The following is a 16,876-nucleotide window of genomic DNA, read 5'->3' on the forward strand; positions in this document are numbered from 1 at the left end:
ACGGAACTCCATATTATTGGTACCCATGGGAAACAGCTATTATAGCAGAAGACATAAGCCAATTTATTCCCAAAACGCCTTGATTCTTTATGAAATAGGAGCTGTCCTAAAAAGACAGCTCCCTAATACTCTTTATAAACGTCATTTAGTTGTAGGTTGCCAAATGCCTTGCTCATTTTTAATCATTCTTATTAACATCCAAACATCCCCATACGTTGGGGTGAATTTAATAGTTCCTTCGATTTCACTACTTTGTTCAAATTGAGCATCCTCAATACCGTTATAGTTGTATGCACTTACTAGCCTTTGAATTTTCTTTGTAGAATAATAGCTCCTGATTTTTTGTTTGTCCTGTATATACTTTACGATTTCCAATCGCGTAAGACGTTCAGGCGTGGGTTTGAACGCAAATTTTGTTTCATAATCTCCTTCAGATTCTGCTAGCACATACATTTTCGCAATGGTTAAAGGTTCAGTCCCTACAAGTACAGACAAATCATAATTTTCTTTAAAAGCATCATAAAGTGTTTGTTCATCAGTTGTTAACGTAAAGGTTGGCTCAAGATTTTTCAGTCCTATGACTTTCCCAGCAATCTGGGCATCATTAATGACTGATACTGTCTGACCGACCTCATTCTTATAAACGGCATACTCATCTTCATGCAATGGGTCAAGGTCTACATCAATATATCTCATTTTTGTTTTATGGTAATTTGCCAGGTCCCTAAAATAAAACTTAAAAATGGTCTCTTGTTCGGCATCCTCGAATACGATGGGCGCAACTGCGCCGGGCAGAGCTAGAAAGTTACCGTTTAACGTCACTTGTCCATGTGATGTTTGTATTTTATCTCCCGCAACTCCGAATACAGGAGCAACAATAATATCGTTCTTATGATAGTAGGCAATATAATCTCCTATTTTTATTTCTGCATCGGGTTCAATCACCATTGGAATACTGCTCAATCCAAATTGCTTCCCCATTAAATATCCGATAGTCGGTTGGACAACTAATTGCCCATTTGGCTCGATAATGGGTAGCACCGTTTCATTTTGTTGTAGTAAATCAAAAAGCTCATTTTGGTCTGTGGGCAAGGTTGCCACCGTTTTTGACGCTGTCACGCCGTTCGGCTGGTCTGTGGGTAAGGTTTCCACCGTTTTTGACGCTGTCACTCCGTTCGGCTGGTCTGTGGGTAAGGTTTCCACTGTTTTTGACGCCGTCGCTCCGTTTGGCGTAACTTGCAGCATTACGACAAAACCTAAAATTAGCACAAAGGCCAGTGAAATAATGGACACTTGCCAATTAAATTTTTTAGCATGTGCTGTTTTTGGTTGTTTATTGACAATGCGTTGCTTCATATCCGCAGTAAAGGGTGCGTCAGTACGAAGCTCCTGTTTTAGTTGCTCTTTAAAATTATTCATGAATAAATACCTCCGCCTGTGTCGATAATTTTGATTTTAGTAAGTCCTTTCCTCTACGTAATCGTGTGCGCACTGTATTTTGAGAAATACCTAGCAAATCGGCAATTTCCCATGCTTCAAAGTCCTCATAATAAAACAAAATAATGACTTCTAGGTAGTGGATTGGTAGCCTCATTACTTCCTGCTTTAATGTTTGAAATTGTTGTTGCTTCATTACTTCCTGCTCTGCAGATTTTTCGTTTGTCCAAAACGGCGTTAAAAATTGCAGGACATTTTTTCGCTTCGTTTTCCGTAATTCATCATGGCATCGATTAATTAATATTCTCGTTAAATATGTTTTCAGTGCAGCCTCACCACGAAACGCATCCTTCTTTGTGGCATACGTAAAAAACACATCTTGTGTAATTTCCTCTGCTAGTTGCTTGTCCTTCACATATAAATAGCTGAGATGGAATAGGTATTCTCCATATTCCTCTACAAGCTGTTCCATAGTATCATCACCTTACTGGTCTTTTAATAATTAGACGTAAACAATTACGAATATTGTTCAAAAAATGAAAAATATAAATATTTTTACAATATAGAGATTGTCTATCCATCCATTAACGATACACATAATAATGCCTGTGCTTAAATATTCGCTGGACGCGAGCAGAATAATGAAGCGAGGACTTACAGAAAAGGGCGTACCAAATAAACAGTTATTTTATAAAAAAATTAAAATTTGCTAATAAAGTAGAGTCAATCTTATCATGGTACATGGCATGATTTAATAGTCATATATGGTATAATTTAGTTTATTTTGTAATTTTATTATATATAGATGGTGGTTTGGATTAAAGGGGGACTTGCATTGAATGATTTTCAAGAATCGCTAAAAGATATTAGGGGTTTTAAAGGGACAGAAAAAATCAACAAATGGTCATTTTTCTCGGCGCTCATCTGTATTCTATTATATTTTATCGTTCCTTCTATTAGTGGGGGAGATCATGCTATTTTGGGATTGCATCCTTTCACGATTGTTTTATGTATAACTTCAGTAACCTTCTTCTTTGGATTACTTGGTTTTTCAGGGGTTACGGACCGGCAAGGCATGTTACGCAGTGTTACGACGATAATTATTACTTTAGGATTATCAGTTTTTTTAATGTTCATTCTATTAGTAGGAAAACTACTAGAATAGGTTGTTGACTGATCTATGCATTATGGGTAGCACTGGATAACAGCTATTATTACAGACAAAAACACAATTTATTTCAATTAGGGAGGGGCTGACCTAAAAAGGTGGCCCCCTTAGCTTTTCGATGGAGGATGAAAAACCCCCCACTGATTGAAGCTTCCCTTTATAATTCTTTTACGACTGTATCTGCAAAGCGGTCGTGGGGAAGAATTTCTCCATGTTGTTTTTCAAATGCTTTACGATTCTTCAAATAATCGAAAGTGCTTACTGTATCTCGGTAAGCCATGCGTTTAAGTATTTGATCAGTAGATAGCTTTGAACCGTCTTCATTTTCAAGAGCTAGTCCCATTTTCTTGTAACCAATCGTTTGTCCATTTTGGCGCAGCTGCGCGTATTCAAGGGACCACATGACTACCATTGGTGTGACCAGGGCATGCACCGCTTCATTTTTCACTTTTTTTCGCAGGACATATTCAACACCAGCTGTCACCGCGGTAGAAACGGCCAAGTCAATCAAAAATGCCTTCGTTCGTTTTTTCGTAATCGCTTTCACCTAAATTCCTCCTCTTATTGCATTCGTCTCTAATAATACGGATAACAAAGCAAGAAGTTCCAACATATTGCTAGCAACTGAATATGCTATGTCAGCGCAAATTTAATAGTTGAGTGATGCCAGTTGCTATGTTACTTTTGTATAAAGTACTGAAAATTACAATAATTACCCCGGGAAGGCTGATATAAATGATTAGACATATAGTTATGTGGAACCATAAAGAAGATTTTAATGATGAAGAGAAGGCCATTCATGCGCAAAGGATAAAAAATGAATTGGAAAGCCTGTCACAGATAATTGATGGTATCCTCTCGTTAAATGTCATGATAAATCCTTTAGCATCTAGTAATCGAGAAATCATATTAGATAGTCTATTTGAGAGTGAAGTTCACTTGCAAAAATATCCAGTTCATCCTGAACATGAACGCGTAAGACAATTTGTAGTTTCAGTCGTGAAAGACAGAGTTTGTATTGACTTTCAGGTAGAGGAGTAACTTTGAACCTCTCACGACTGAAGTCACGAGTGTTCTCGTCGAATCCTTAAAATATCCTGTAAAGTGCATATTCATTAGGGTTGTACCTAGCGATATTGCGATATTTATATTTTTTAATAACATTGAAACATCTTTTATGATCATTATTTTGTACATCGCAACAGAATTGATTACTTTAGGAGATATGTTTCCATGGCCGCATATGATTGACTTTGACTTCACTTTAAGAGAAATGGTAGTTTATGAAATCTACAGCATAGTACTTGTAACAGAACGTCTCTATTTTTCCTATGTGAATGTTCGTACTATCGAAAGAAAAAAGAAAAAGAGTTTGGTATTTTATCAAACTCTTTTACGTGTAAGCAATAACCCTTTGAACAAAAAATGATACCGTTTTAAAAAAATAGTCCGCCAGAAATTAATCCGAAAAATGCACCTCTAAAACCACTTTCTACAATAGAACCAAATATAGAGCCCGCCATATAGAACACTAGAGGGGAACATATTATAACGATAACACCCGATACAGTCCATTTATTCACTGAATTTTTAGATAGTGGTATTACAATGCAATTTAATATGATTAATGCTATGAATAATAAAAAGAACTCCATTCCCATTAACTTCTTTCACATGAGGAACTATTGGCTGTCTTTAGGTCTTCATCATAGTCTTACCAGATACTGATTTGGACAGACTTTCTTTTAGCTTAAATTCACCGCGTGAACCAATGTTTATTACTAGCTTTCCTTCTGTGCTTTTTCTTAGAAATAATATATGTTCATCTTAAAAAACCAGTGGGCATGGTGGTAGCTAAAAAGTGAATGGCATTTCATGTTTAGTAGGGTAGGAAGCAATGGCCCCATGTTTTTCAGTTGATGTTGCGGCATAGCGGTTGGCGAATGTGAGAAGCGTGCTAGCAAATTGCTCACAAAAGGCTTGGAGTGTCCCTACTGTTATATGCTTATCAAGCAAAATCGCTAAAACTGCTCCGATAAAGGCGTCTCCCGCACCGGTTGTATCAATGGCATGCACGAATTCAGCCGCTACTTTGACATGTTGCTGTTTCGTATAAAGGGTAGCACCGTCTGCACCATGCGTAACGAAAATGACTTGTATCTTTCCATGAAATAATGCATGAACAGCTTGTTGTTCATCTTCTATATGTGTTAAGAACAATAGCTCTTCATTTGAAAGCTTGACGATATGGGCTTTCGGTAAAAATTCTACGACCGTTTTCCGACAGGCTTCGGCGTCATGCCAAAGAGCAAGACGTATGTTTGGATCAAAAGACACAAGACAGCCAGTAAGATGAGCTTGCTCAATCAATGCTTCATGTGTTCGCTTCATCGGACTTTCCACTAAATTGACCGAGCAAAAATGTAGGATATCGTGCGCTGTCAGCAAATTAGACGGCAATTGCTCATGGCGATACAATAAATCCGCTGCATGTCGGCGGTAAAACAAAAAGTCGCGGTCTCCTTTGTCTGTCAAAGAAACAAAGGCAAGGCTTGTTTCACCTTCAGTCGTTTGCGCAATATAAGCTGTTTCCACACCTGCACGCTTCACAGTTTCGATTAAAAAGTCACCAAATGCATCTTGTCCTACTTGAGAGAGTAGGGCAGCCTGTTGGCCAAGCTTGGCACAAACAGCTGCAACATTCGCAGGGGCGCCACCTGCATGTTTCGTAAAATGCTCGACTGAAGCAAGGGAACCGCTTTGTTTTGTTGGTGTGAAATCAATTAATAACTCACCGATGGTATAAAGCTTGCTCATGGATAACCTCCTCATTCACGACTTGTCACTCTCGGTTTTGGTATATAAACGGTGTAAATAATACCACCAAAAACAAGCAAAATGCCAACTGTTTGTAAAAGGCTCGGCATAAAATCAAGGAACAGCATATCTAGTAAAATAGCGACAACTGGATCTACAAATACTAAGACCGACACCAAAATCGTGGAGAGGCTACGAATACTATCAAAAAATAAATAATAGACAAATCCTGTATGGATAAAGCCAGTGCCTAATATATAGAGCCAGTTTGTTGTAGTTAAACCCTCAAATAATGAAAAATCCACAAAAGGTAGCAGCATGACGATTCCAACAGCCGTTTGTACATACGTTAATGCATAGGAGCTAAGATTTGAAATGGTTCTGCTTGTGAGCATTGTAAACGCATAAAATAATGCAGACAGTAGCGCCCAAACAAAACCGGACTGCATAAACTCAGACAGCGATATAAAATTATTTAAACCAATGATGAAAATACTGCCGATAAAACATGTCAACGTTGCGAGAAGGGCCCGTACAGTCATCTTTTCCTTTAAGAACAATGCCCCGAAAATTAACACAAAAATCGGCGCTATATTATAGATGGAGATGGCAATAGAAATGGACATCTCTTCAAATGCTTTAAATAAGAATACCCAGTTTAAGACGATAAAGACGCCACATATAAGCGTGCGCACTACCTCTTTTTTCTCCCATTTTTCGGTTTTATGGCCACCGGTTGCGAGCCACATCCCTCCGATAAAGAGGGTCGCGCAAATACATCGGATAAAGACGAGCTCCAATGCAGGAACCCCTGTATGTATTGTGAAAAAACCAATAGAACCGAAAATGGCCATCGATACTGTCAATTTGATGATTGCTGAAACGTTCATATTCAACCTTCTTTCTGTAAAAAAGTAATAATTCTAACTATTGATTTGACATTTGCACCACACATTTGGCTTGTGCAAATGATTACCTGGGTAAGGCGTAGTAGAGTCGCTAATCGCTCGTGTGCTCGGGTACACCGTGTTCCCGCTCAGGTAAAGTCGTTTAACGCTCGGGTACACCGTGTTCCCGCTCAGGTAAACCCATTTATCGCGCAGGTGTCACATGTTATCGCTCTTGTCACCTGCACATTTAGTATGGTTCTTGCCAAAAAAAGAGAAAGCCGACAGCGTATGCCAACTGTCAGCTTCACATAAAATATGGTTCTTTTATTCTCGAATTTGTCCGTCGCCGTGAATGAAATATTTTGTAGAGGTTAACGCAGGTAATCCCATTGGTCCGCGTGCGTGTAATTTTTGCGTACTAATCCCGATTTCAGCCCCGTAGCCGAATTCAAAGCCGTCGGTGAAGCGGGTAGAGGCATTGTGATAGACAGCAGCCGCATCCACACTATTTAAAAAGGTATCGGCTACTAATTGCTCTTCTGTAATGATAGCTTCAGAGTGATTCGTCCCGTATTTATTAATATGCTCAATTGCCTCATAAACGTTTTCAACGAGTTTCACACTTATTGTTAAATCTAAATATTCAGTTCCATAATCTTCTTCTGTCGCTTGTTGTACGAAATCAACAGCTTGACAAACGGTTGCATCGCCAATGATGGTTACACCTGCATGATGAAGGGCATTTAGTAACTGCGTACCGTGCTCGTTAAACCAATCTGGATGAATCAGTAAACTTTCTGCGGCATTACAAACAGAAGGGCGTTGCGTTTTCGCATTGATACAAATTTTTTCTGTTTTTATGTAATCGGCCGTTCGATCTACATAAATATGGCAATTACCAGCCCCTGTTTCGAGCACCGGTACGGATGCCTCATTTACCACTAAATCAATGAGTGCCTTTCCTCCACGAGGGATTAACACATCTAAGTATTGTTTTAAATGGAACAATTCCTTCACGGTTTCCCGGTTCGTATCCTCGATTAGTTGCACTGCATCAACAGGGATTGATATTTTTTCAAGGGCACGATGAATACTTGCCACGAGCGCCACATTCGAAAATTTAGCAGAGGAACTACCACGTAAAATGACTGCATTACCAGTTTTCAATGATAACGTAGCAGCATCAACGGTAACATTCGGACGTGCCTCATAAATCATCCCGATAACACCAAGTGGGACCATGCGCTTTTCGATGACAAGACCATTTTCTTTGTCTATGCGTTCAAGAAGTTTACCAACTGGATCATCTAATTTTACGAGCAAGTCAATTGCACTTGCCATTGCCTCAATACGTTCTTTATTCAGCATAATGCGGTCCAGTGTAGAAGAGGGCATGCCATTTTCTTTGCCAATTGCTAGGTCCTTTACATTTTCAGCGATTAAATCTTCCTGATCAAGCACCAATTGCTCAGCAATTTTTGTCAGCGCCTCATTTTTTTCGCACGTTGTTTTAATATTTAATATATAGCTTGCGGCTTTTGCCAGCTTGCCTTTTTGCTGTACTTCACTTGTCATCAAAATTCCTCCCTAATTGGTTTGTATTTTTAGCCATTTGTCTCGGTGGATCACTTCAATTGGGTATTTCGTTAACTCATCTGTACGTTTACCCATCGCATGTGCTAGCTCGAGGGATGAATACAAGACCTCGCCACGTCCAAGTAAGCCATTTTCACTGTACACCTCAACCACGTCTCCATATTCGAAATCACCTTCGACGCGAAATACTCCTGCTGGTAACAAGCTTTTGCCGTTAGCTAACAGTGCATGTTCGGCACCGCTATCTATAAAAATTTTACCAGAAACTTCCGTAAGTGCAATCCACTGTTTATTATTCGTTAATACAGCTAGTGCATCATGCTCCACATACGTTCCATCTCCGCGGCCATCCAAGATATCGACAAGTTTACGCGCACCATGACCAGTACCTATAAACACCTTGACGCCCGCATTTAAGGCTGAACGAGCTGCCAGTAATTTAGATTCCATACCACCAGTACCGACCTTAGAGCCCGCACCGTCTGCAAAGCCTAGCATTTCATCGGTTACCTCTGTCAATCGATCAATGCGCTGCGCATGTGGGTTTTTATTTGGATTCGCATTATATAAACCATTAATATCAGTCAGGATAATGAGTTGGTCTGCATGGACAAGTCCACTAACAAGAGCAGAGAGCATATCATTATCACCGAACGTTAATTCACTGACCGACACCGTATCATTTTCGTTAATGATTGGGAGCATAGAGCGCTCTAATAGTTCCTCAAATGTGGCATAGGCATTTTTATAGCGTTCCTTTTTTGAAAAATCAGTACGTGTCAATAAAATTTGAGCAGGCACGATATCATAAATGCTAAATAACGCATGATAGGTTTGAATAAGAAGGCTTTGTCCCACAGCAGCTGCAGCCTGTTTGCCCTTTACGGTCACGGGACGAGAGGGGTAGCCAAGCTGTTTAAAGCCGGCCGCCACTGCACCAGATGACACAAGTAGTACTTCGTGACCGTATTTTTTTAACTCTGCAATCGCCTGGACATGATCCATTAAACGCACCTTATCAATCTCACCTTTTGCATTTGTTAAGGAGCTGCTGCCAATTTTTACAACGATTCTCTTTCTTTCCATCACAATTCCTCCTGTTCGCCAATTACGAGATAAAGTGAAACTTCAATCAGTGGGGTTTCTTCATCCTCACAATAAATAGAGGAACACAAGCTAAAACCTTCACATCCTGTGAAAAAGCTTGTGTGACCAACATCCTGTCGCTGCCGCTTCGCTTTCGCACATAAAACATCTGTTGCCCCGAACCAATCGGGCATTTACGGTCAGTTGATTGCCCACTTAACTCGTTAGCAGCATTCCACTATAGAGATGGCAACTTACTGACCGTTAATACGGGATAAAATAAAAAAACCCTTCCGTCCTAGAAATTAGGACGAAAAGGTTTGCTTTCCGTGGTACCACCTACATTGAATGCCCATAGACATTCCACTTTCCTCATAACGCTTGAGACTGCGCCTAGTTTGGCTAGGACGTTTTACGAAGTAGGTTCTTTAGTCTTACTTGTGCAATACCTTGCAGCCGATGGGCATCGCTCTCTTATCAAGCAGTATCTAATTACTAATCTTCGTACGCTTTTTATAGTAATTGAATAAAGAATGCACTACTTCTGGATGTCTGTCAAGCTGAAAAGGAAAGTTAATAGAAAGTTGTGAATAAATAACAAGGTTCAAGACTATTTATACCACCAAATTGCGATGAACAAAGGGAGCATTGCCAAAATCATCACAAAGAAACTCCATAAAAGATGCTTTCCCGTCGTCATATTTTTCGGTTTGATGCTAAGTCGTTCGTATAATTGGTTGATCGCACGTTGTTCTTTCGCATATAACATGGATTGAAATTCGTCGTAATCCTGAATATAGGTAGATGGGGGTCTTGGACTGAAACGCAATTTCCGAATGTCCTCGGTAATTTCTTTGTCGCCCATCCAATAAGTAATAACAGGTGCTAAACCAGAAGTTTGAACGGCCCGAACATCGATTTCGTGTGACTTCATTTTATAACAGAAGTCACCATGTTCGTTTTCATATTCTTTTACAATATCACTTACTGCCACTGACGATCACCTCTTTCTAAAAACAACGCAGCTAAATACATGTCGTTAGTATCTATTATAATGTATCGAAAGAGAAAAGTGTTGCGTAAACGAGCATAATTGTATGAGCGGATAGGGTAGTAATTTACTGAGAGAAATTTTATCGACGCTACAATCTTAAAACATAAAAGATTTGTGCCTACATCGCACATATTTCATACGTACCTGACATTATCCTTCGCGTATACAAAAAAATTGTTAAAAAGGACGAAAAGTTCTTATACAAAGTCATAAACTTACATATTAAGGAGACAAGCTCATGTAGTATAATTAAAATTAAACTATTATAATAATGGTTCTTTTATTGAAATTGAAAGAAGGGGAAATTTTGGATTTTTCAACGTTATTTGCGTTTTTAGGTGCAGCAATCATTCTAACTTTAATGCCTGGACCTGATAATTTATTTGTCCTTGCGCAAAGTATTGCACAAGATAAAAAAGCAGGAATTGCGACTTCTCTGGGCTTATGTACAGGTCTACTTGTGCACATAGGCGCGGCAGTTCTCGGGATTTCGGCCATTATTTATCAATCGACGGTGATTTTTTCAATTGTTAAATTTGCAGGTGCGGCATATTTATTGTATTTAGCGTGGCAGTCATTCCGTGCGAAAGGTGATCCATTTACTTTAGAGCAACAAAATGCCCAAGCCTACATGACGTTATATAGAAAAGGGATTTTGATGAATATTTTAAACCCTAAAGTATCATTGTTTTTCTTAGCACTATTGCCACAGTTTGTAAATCCAATACAGGGTCATGTAGCTTTACAAATGTTTATTTTGGGTATTGTATTTTTAGTACAGGCACTTTTATTATTTTCGTTATTTAGTATTTTTGCAGGGAAAGTACGAAAAATCATTATCGGTAAACCAGCCATTGCAAAACGTTTGAACGTAGTACAAGGGGTACTATTCACCTTTATCGGGATACAAATTGCACTGAGCAAACAATAAAAGGAGGAAATTTTCATGGCAATCTTACATATTACCTTTAGCTTATCTACACACGGTTCAATTAAACATGCAATCCGTCAAAATCATTTACAACGAGATGAGTCGGTGATTTGTGTCGATGATATTTTCTCAATTGGACCACTAACGGGAACGGAAGAGCGAAAAAAATGGTTAGAGACCTTTATTTTAAAGGATGAAGAAGAACGTGAATTATACGATGACATTCAAAAAGAGTGGGCAAAAAAAATAGCCGGTTTACCTTGTGATGTGGATGTCTGGATTTGGTATTGTCAAAATGCTCATGAAGAAATAGGTCTCCGCTATGTGATGAGCGAATTTATGAATAAATGCAGTATGTTGTACGGCATTGACGTGACAGAAGGGTTAAAGCGAATACAGCCGAACAGGTCAATCCGTGAAACAGGCCAACTTCCCTCACATATGTTCATGAAACTCCGTCCAGATGCAAAGCGTTTTTCAATTGATGCGTGTCAGCGTCTTGCAAAGGACTGGAATGAGCTCAAGCAGAATTCAAGTACGCTGCGAATTTGGGGAAATGGCATTGAACATGTAGCGGAAGATACATATGATTCTATATTAATAGAAGCTACAAAACATAATCATGCAGTCCGAGGGGAAGAATGGCTCTCACCTGTGCTTGTCATTAGCGAAACTATTAGTAAAATAGATGATTACATCGGTGATGCGTTTATGGAATACCGAATTTTTTCATTAGCGAAACAAGGACTTTTTGAGATTGACGGTGACACAACAGATATATATTCTTACCAACTAAAATATATAGGAAAATAATAAAAAGCGGTAGAGTGCCATTGCGCACCCTACCGCTTATTTCTTTGAGATGTCTTGATTTTCATGCATACTCTTGAGGTCGATTTAGTAGCTAAGATGAAAGTGATGAAGTGTTTACTGCCGCTTTTGGGCTATTCAGCGCTTGTCGTGTCCGCATGTTATGTACGCACGAAAAGCGATAGCCGTCAGTCCCGAACGGATGCAGATGCACTTTTTTCATAAAAATCGAACACAAATTGCTGAAATTGCCGTGCAGAGGGGGAGATGTAACGATTGTCAATCCAGGCCATGCCAATGATGCGTTCACATACCATATCCTCCACATGAATTTTGACAACTTTGTTAGGATTTAAGTCTTCGTCATCAGGAAGTAAAGAAACACCGAGACCAGCTCCTACAAAACCAGCAACGGTTGATACTTCATCGCCTTCAAAAGTAATTTTCGGTTTGATGCCTGCTGCATTTAATAATCGATCAGCAGTACGGCGTAGAGCATAACCCTTTTTCATGAGTATAAATGTTTCCTGTTCAAGTTCCTTCATTTTAATGCTTTTACGATTGGCGAGGTGATGGTCGATGGGCACCATAATATACAGCTCATCACGCCACAGCTCCTTCCAGCAAACGGGAGGTTCCGTGTCAATCGCTGCGAGTAAGCACAGGTCTAACTCACCCGCGAGTAATTGCTTTAACTGTGAGTGCGAGTAGTTTTGTGTAAAGTGAAAGCGGATATGTGGATGCTGTTGGCGAAAAGCACGGATCAAATCAGGCACGATACTTGTCCCTAAGGTATGTAAAAAGCCGAGCGACACATCCCCAAGTTCAGGGTTATTGAGCTCCTGTAATTCAAGTACTGCCTTTTCATATTCCTTACGCATGCGTTGAACACGATACAAGAATAGTTCACCATAACGATTGAGCATGATAGAACGTCCTTGACGGTCAAATAAGGGTACGCCCAATTCCTCCTCTAGCTTAGAGATAGAACGACTAAGTGCTGGCTGTGATATGGCTAATACATCAGCAGCTCGTGTCATATGCTCCAATTTTGCTACTGTTGCAAAATACTCTAATTGTTGCCACTCCATCTTTTTCACCTCCATCAATAGTATTACTGTGAGTTAACTGCATTATAACGGTAAAAGATTAGGAAGTATAGGTAACGTGAAAAAAATTTAGCAGGTGTTACCAAGTAAATTTCTATTAAATAAATTTGTGCACTTTTTAAACAGGTTCAAGTGGTTGTTTTATAAGGATTCAACCTAACATCATTCATGCACGAAATGCATTGAAACGATAAAAACTATAAATTGTACATTATGAATAAAGGGTGTTAAGATAGACACAGAAATTACACAAATACAAATTTCCGTGAAGGGGATATTTTAAAATGAAGTTATCGAAGCCAGAACCTCTAACTATTGAGGGGGGCAAAAAAGCCGTACTATTACTGCATGGATTCACTGGTAGCACAAAAGATGTGAAAAAGCTAGGAGAATTTTTATCCAAACGTGGTTATACCGTTCATGCACCAATTTATAGTGGGCACGGGGTAGAACCTGAAGCATTACTTGAAACAAAACCAGAGGATTGGTGGAACGATGTTGTGGAAGGCTACAACTTCTTGAAAAATAAAGGCTATGAAGAAATCGCAGTAGTAGGGATTTCACTTGGCGGCGTATTCTCGTTAAAAGTAGCAGAGACGTTTCCAGTAAAAGCATGTGTTGCTATGTGTGCACCAATTACGCGCGATAACTCAAAAGGCTTATTTACACGTTTATACCATTACGCTCGTTTATATAAACATTTTGAAAACAAATCAAAAGATCAAATCATTTCAGAATTACATGAACTACGTATTACGCCAAAAGATTCATTAGATGGTGTAACACGTTTAACTATTGAAACACGCGAAGAATTACCAACAATTAAAGCACCGACGTTAGTATTACAAGGTTCATTGGATGATGAGCTTTATCAAGAAAGCGCGCCGTTCATTCTGAACACAGTTGAAACAAATGATAAAGAAATCATTTGGTATGAAAATTCAGGCCATATCATTACATTAGGTAAAGAACGTGACAAAGTATATGAAGACGTCTACAATTTCTTAGATCATATCGAGTGGTCTGTTGCAAACTAAAATAAATCAGTAGATGGATTATGAATTTTTTCATAATCCATCTTTTTTTATTTGTAAGACTATATTTAATAATACGGGTGATAGTTGGTGGAGCGAGCAATGGATACATGAACTGTAGAGTTAGCATATTTCATTGATCCTTCATCAGGAACGATTTCATTAAAGGGAAATGGGGGCGATGCCCCTTGTAGGTACGTATGCATTTGAAGATTCGGAGATTGACATCAGAAACCTATGCTACTTATTTGATAAAGAGCAACTATCAAGTGAAACAAAAACTAATTCAAAAACCATGACCGCTATTTTCATGTCTGTTTTATAAGCCTTCAATTATGCCGAAAAGGTTTTAATCCATATGAAGTTGTTTCCACACTAGCTAATGGTGATATTTTTTACTATCTGATATGACGTAAAATTCGATTAATAAAGTCATATTTTTGTAATCGTTGTTGTTTTATCGATATATTATTTTTACATTCTATTTTCGGTGTTAATGGATATATATAGAACAGTTGGATATTCATAAGATAAGCTGCGAATGGATGTTGTACAACTGCATCCAACAAGGTAATCGCTTCATTATTTTGCCTGATTTTTCCGATATTTAAGGAATTGAATCGTTTATCCGTTCGTATTTGTACAATTAGCAATAATCTAAGAAAAAACTATTGTTTTTATAATAAATGCCTGATACCATTGTGGAATTGTAGTGAAGAATCGTTCTAATTTAATCATTTGCTATAGTCAACACATCTAAGGAGAGCATCAATTATGCAAAATAAAATACCTTTTTCTACCTATGCAGTCATCGGCACGATGCTATTTGGGCTGTTTTTCGGAGCGGGGAATCTCATTTTTCCAATCCAGCTTGGGCAGTTAGCGGGGACAAACTTTTGGTTCGCTCTCATTGGTTTTCTCGTAACAGCCATTGGTTTACCGTTTTTGGGGATTCTAGCAATTGGTTTATCGGGAAGTAACGGTCTACGAGATTTAGCGAGCCGTATCCATCCAGTATTTGGCGTTATTTTTTCATTGGCGCTGTATCTAACAATTGGTCCATTCTTTGCAATTCCGCGTACAGCGACAGTACCGTTCGTTGTCGGTTTTGAGCCATTTATTCAAGCGGAGCATACAACGCTTCTACTGGCCATCTTTAGCTTTGTATTTTTTGCAATTGTCTATTATTTCTCGTTAAATCCTGCGAAAATTATGGATTACATCGGAAGATATTTAACACCCGCCTTTTTAATCTTCTTATTCCTGTTAATCATTACAAGTATTCTCTCACCAATGGGTCATTTCAAACAGCCAATGGGCGAATATATCGATGCAGCATTTATGACCGGCTTTAAAGAGGGCTATAACACAATGGATGCGCTTGCCTCGTTAGCATTCGGCATTGTCGTTATCAATGCCATAAAAAGTTCAGGCATTACAGATCGCAAAGAAATTGCCAAGGCAACTTGGAAATCTGGTATTTTTGCGATGGCGTTAATGATGCTGATTTATGGTTTAATTACGTATATGGGCGCATCGAGTATTGAAGCAGTCGGCACTTTTGATAATGGTGGTTTAATATTTGCAGCGGTTGCTAAACATTATTTTGGTTCATTCGGCGCTATTTTGTTGGCGATTATTATCGTTCTTGCCTGTTTGAAAACGAGTATTGGACTCATCACTTCATGTAGTGAATTTTTCCACGAGGTATTTCCGAAGGTCAGCTATAAATGGTTTGTCTTCATTTTGTGTCTCGTGTCATTTACGATCGCAAACTTTGGTCTAAATAATATTATTAAATTTGCGATTCCAGTGCTTATGTTCTTATATCCACTTGCGATCGTACTCATATTACTAGCATTAAGTTCCTCATTATTTAAAAATAAGCAGTCGGTTTATGCTACTGCCATGTTCTTTACCATTTTCATTAGTGTAATCGATGGCTATAGCGCGTTAGTGGCAAGTGTTCCTGCCGCAAAATTCGGCTTATTTGAGGCAGTAGAGCAGTTATACGCTGATTTTTTACCATTTTATGATATAGGCTTAGGGTGGATCTTACCGGCGCTACTAGGTGTGCTAATTGGGTGCCTGGCACGCACACAATTCACACACAATTAATAAACAAGCACGCACATCATCAATTCAATGTGCGTGCTTGTTAAATTACTAATAAGCTGTCCAACCGCCATCCACGGCAATAACTTGGCCGTTCACAAAGCTTGCTTCATCGGATCCTAAGAAAATGGCAAGTTGTGCAATTTCCTCTGGCTGTCCAGCACGTGGATTAATGCCTAAACCAAGTGATTGACGAGCCGCACCGACTTCACTCACATTTGTCATTGTTGAGGCAATGTTTGTGATAACCGCACCTGGTGCTATACCATTACTACGAATGTTTTTATCTGCATACATAAAGGCTGTGTTTTTTGTTAGACCTACAACGGCATGTTTGGAAGCTGTGTAGGCAGCTCCTGCACGTGCACCGTAAAGACCCCCAGCAGAAATATTATTGACAAAAACGCCGTGACCTTGCGCTAAGAAAATATCTGTTGCTAAACGCATGGAGCGCATAACTGCTGTAGTGTTTACAGCAAACACTTTGTCCCAACGTTCGTCAGAAATTTCACCTACAGGCTCCATCCCGTCCATAATGCCCGCATTATTTACTAAAATATCTAATTGACCATAAGTATTTTTTGTTTCATCAAATAAGCGTTGTAAGTCTTCTGTTGAAGCTACATTTGTTTGGATCGCAATAGCTGTGCCGCCAGCTGCTTGAATGCCATCAACAACTGCCTGAGCACCGTCTAAATTCAAATCAGAAACAACGACTTTTGCGCCTTCTTTGGCATACCCTTCTGCAATTGCTTTTCCCATACCTGAAGCTGCACCTGTAACGATTGCTACTTTACCTTCTAATCTCATTTCAAAAGACCTCCTATTA

16 protein-coding genes are annotated in these 16,876 nt (G+C 39.0%); 6 read left to right on the forward strand and 10 right to left on the reverse strand.

All coding sequences use genetic code 11. The annotated features are described in order from the left end of the window. Positions 1-141: 141 nt before the first annotated feature. Both ACQKII_RS02595 and ACQKII_RS02600 read right to left on the reverse strand, forming a co-directional pair. Positions 142-1,419: a hypothetical protein gene (locus ACQKII_RS02595; protein ID WP_427456062.1), complete on the reverse strand. Its 1,278-nt coding sequence runs from the start codon at positions 1,417-1,419 to the stop codon at positions 142-144. Then, positions 1,412-1,909 carry a sigma-70 family RNA polymerase sigma factor gene (locus ACQKII_RS02600; protein WP_427456064.1) on the reverse strand — a complete coding sequence of 166 codons (498 nt, stop codon included), beginning with the start codon at positions 1,907-1,909 and terminating at the stop codon, positions 1,412-1,414. Before ACQKII_RS02600 ends, ACQKII_RS02595 begins: the two co-directional genes overlap by 8 nt. 363 nt (positions 1,910-2,272) lie before the next feature. Here ACQKII_RS02600 and ACQKII_RS02605 point away from each other — a divergent pair, with 363 nt between their 5' ends. Continuing rightward, positions 2,273-2,602: a hypothetical protein gene (locus ACQKII_RS02605; RefSeq protein ID WP_427456066.1), complete on the forward strand. Its 330-nt coding sequence runs from the start codon at positions 2,273-2,275 to the stop codon at positions 2,600-2,602. Positions 2,603-2,762: 160 nt separating this feature from the next. Here the strand turns inward: ACQKII_RS02605 and ACQKII_RS02610 are convergent, their stop codons facing one another. After that, positions 2,763-3,152, reverse strand: coding sequence for an RDD family protein (locus tag ACQKII_RS02610; protein WP_427456067.1), 390 nt, complete (start codon positions 3,150-3,152; stop codon positions 2,763-2,765). Between the two features lie 188 nt (positions 3,153-3,340). Between ACQKII_RS02610 and ACQKII_RS02615 the strand changes: the two genes are divergently transcribed. Continuing rightward, the gene (locus tag ACQKII_RS02615; RefSeq protein WP_427456069.1) at positions 3,341-3,646 is read left to right on the forward strand and encodes a Dabb family protein; all 306 of its coding nucleotides are present in this window, start codon (positions 3,341-3,343) and stop codon (positions 3,644-3,646) included. A gap of 813 nt (positions 3,647-4,459) precedes the next feature. Here ACQKII_RS02615 and ACQKII_RS02620 read toward each other — a convergent pair. The 5 genes from ACQKII_RS02620 to ACQKII_RS02640 form a co-directional block, all read right to left on the reverse strand. Further along, the gene (locus ACQKII_RS02620) at positions 4,460-5,422 is read right to left on the reverse strand and encodes a carbohydrate kinase family protein (protein ID WP_427456071.1); all 963 of its coding nucleotides are present in this window, start codon (positions 5,420-5,422) and stop codon (positions 4,460-4,462) included. Positions 5,423-5,433: 11 nt separating this feature from the next. Then, a complete protein-coding gene (locus ACQKII_RS02625) occupies positions 5,434-6,312 on the reverse strand; it encodes a DMT family transporter (RefSeq protein WP_427456073.1) in 879 nt (292 codons plus the stop codon). Positions 6,313-6,636: 324 nt separating this feature from the next. Beyond that, the gene (locus ACQKII_RS02630) at positions 6,637-7,887 is read right to left on the reverse strand and encodes a glutamate-5-semialdehyde dehydrogenase (protein ID WP_427456075.1); all 1,251 of its coding nucleotides are present in this window, start codon (positions 7,885-7,887) and stop codon (positions 6,637-6,639) included. Positions 7,888-7,899: 12 nt separating this feature from the next. Then, entirely contained in the window at positions 7,900-8,994 is a 1,095-nt protein-coding gene (gene proB, locus ACQKII_RS02635; protein WP_427456077.1) for a glutamate 5-kinase, read from the reverse strand. A gap of 610 nt (positions 8,995-9,604) precedes the next feature. After that, entirely contained in the window at positions 9,605-9,988 is a 384-nt protein-coding gene (locus ACQKII_RS02640) for a sodium:proton antiporter (RefSeq protein WP_427456079.1), read from the reverse strand. Between the two features lie 367 nt (positions 9,989-10,355). Here ACQKII_RS02640 and ACQKII_RS02645 point away from each other — a divergent pair, with 367 nt between their 5' ends. Next, complete coding sequence (locus tag ACQKII_RS02645; RefSeq protein WP_427456081.1) at positions 10,356-10,979, forward strand: LysE family translocator; 624 nt, start codon at positions 10,356-10,358, stop codon at positions 10,977-10,979. Between the two features lie 15 nt (positions 10,980-10,994). Next, positions 10,995-11,792 carry a DUF1835 domain-containing protein gene (locus ACQKII_RS02650; RefSeq protein WP_427456083.1) on the forward strand — a complete coding sequence of 266 codons (798 nt, stop codon included), beginning with the start codon at positions 10,995-10,997 and terminating at the stop codon, positions 11,790-11,792. A gap of 185 nt (positions 11,793-11,977) precedes the next feature. Here the strand turns inward: ACQKII_RS02650 and ACQKII_RS02655 are convergent, their stop codons facing one another. Further along, positions 11,978-12,880, reverse strand: coding sequence for a LysR family transcriptional regulator (locus ACQKII_RS02655; RefSeq protein ID WP_427456084.1), 903 nt, complete (start codon positions 12,878-12,880; stop codon positions 11,978-11,980). A 302-nt stretch (positions 12,881-13,182) separates the two neighbouring features. Between ACQKII_RS02655 and ACQKII_RS02660 the strand changes: the two genes are divergently transcribed. Both ACQKII_RS02660 and brnQ read left to right on the forward strand, forming a co-directional pair. Further along, the gene (locus ACQKII_RS02660) at positions 13,183-13,935 is read left to right on the forward strand and encodes an alpha/beta hydrolase (RefSeq protein WP_427456086.1); all 753 of its coding nucleotides are present in this window, start codon (positions 13,183-13,185) and stop codon (positions 13,933-13,935) included. 771 nt (positions 13,936-14,706) lie between these two features. Next, complete coding sequence (gene brnQ / locus ACQKII_RS02665; RefSeq protein ID WP_427456088.1) at positions 14,707-16,050, forward strand: branched-chain amino acid transport system II carrier protein; 1,344 nt, start codon at positions 14,707-14,709, stop codon at positions 16,048-16,050. Between the two features lie 48 nt (positions 16,051-16,098). Here brnQ and ACQKII_RS02670 read toward each other — a convergent pair whose 3' ends face one another. Further along, positions 16,099-16,857, reverse strand: coding sequence for an SDR family oxidoreductase (locus ACQKII_RS02670; RefSeq protein WP_427456090.1), 759 nt, complete (start codon positions 16,855-16,857; stop codon positions 16,099-16,101). Positions 16,858-16,876 lie beyond the last annotated feature (19 nt).

This window comes from Lysinibacillus sp. NPDC048646, from assembly GCF_050272295.1.
Classification (GTDB): Bacteria; Bacillota; Bacilli; order Bacillales_A; family Planococcaceae; genus Lysinibacillus.

Excerpts from the sequence above, each read along its gene's own strand:
- ACQKII_RS02620 (WP_427456071.1), bottom strand. The coding sequence starts at position 5,422 with ATGAGCAAGCTTTATACCATCGGTGAGTTATTAATTGATTTCACACCA.
- ACQKII_RS02595 (WP_427456062.1), bottom strand. The coding sequence starts at position 1,419 with ATGAATAATTTTAAAGAGCAACTAAAACAGGAGCTTCGTACTGACGCA.
- ACQKII_RS02655 (WP_427456084.1), bottom strand. The coding sequence starts at position 12,880 with ATGGAGTGGCAACAATTAGAGTATTTTGCAACAGTAGCAAAATTGGAG.
- brnQ (WP_427456088.1), top strand. The coding sequence starts at position 14,707 with ATGCAAAATAAAATACCTTTTTCTACCTATGCAGTCATCGGCACGATG.
- ACQKII_RS02660 (WP_427456086.1), top strand. The coding sequence starts at position 13,183 with ATGAAGTTATCGAAGCCAGAACCTCTAACTATTGAGGGGGGCAAAAAA.
- ACQKII_RS02630 (WP_427456075.1), bottom strand. The coding sequence starts at position 7,887 with ATGACAAGTGAAGTACAGCAAAAAGGCAAGCTGGCAAAAGCCGCAAGC.
- ACQKII_RS02615 (WP_427456069.1), top strand. The coding sequence starts at position 3,341 with ATGATTAGACATATAGTTATGTGGAACCATAAAGAAGATTTTAATGAT.
- ACQKII_RS02650 (WP_427456083.1), top strand. The coding sequence starts at position 10,995 with ATGGCAATCTTACATATTACCTTTAGCTTATCTACACACGGTTCAATT.
- proB (WP_427456077.1), bottom strand. The coding sequence starts at position 8,994 with ATGGAAAGAAAGAGAATCGTTGTAAAAATTGGCAGCAGCTCCTTAACA.
- ACQKII_RS02600 (WP_427456064.1), bottom strand. The coding sequence starts at position 1,909 with ATGGAACAGCTTGTAGAGGAATATGGAGAATACCTATTCCATCTCAGC.
- ACQKII_RS02625 (WP_427456073.1), bottom strand. The coding sequence starts at position 6,312 with ATGAACGTTTCAGCAATCATCAAATTGACAGTATCGATGGCCATTTTC.
- ACQKII_RS02670 (WP_427456090.1), bottom strand. The coding sequence starts at position 16,857 with ATGAGATTAGAAGGTAAAGTAGCAATCGTTACAGGTGCAGCTTCAGGT.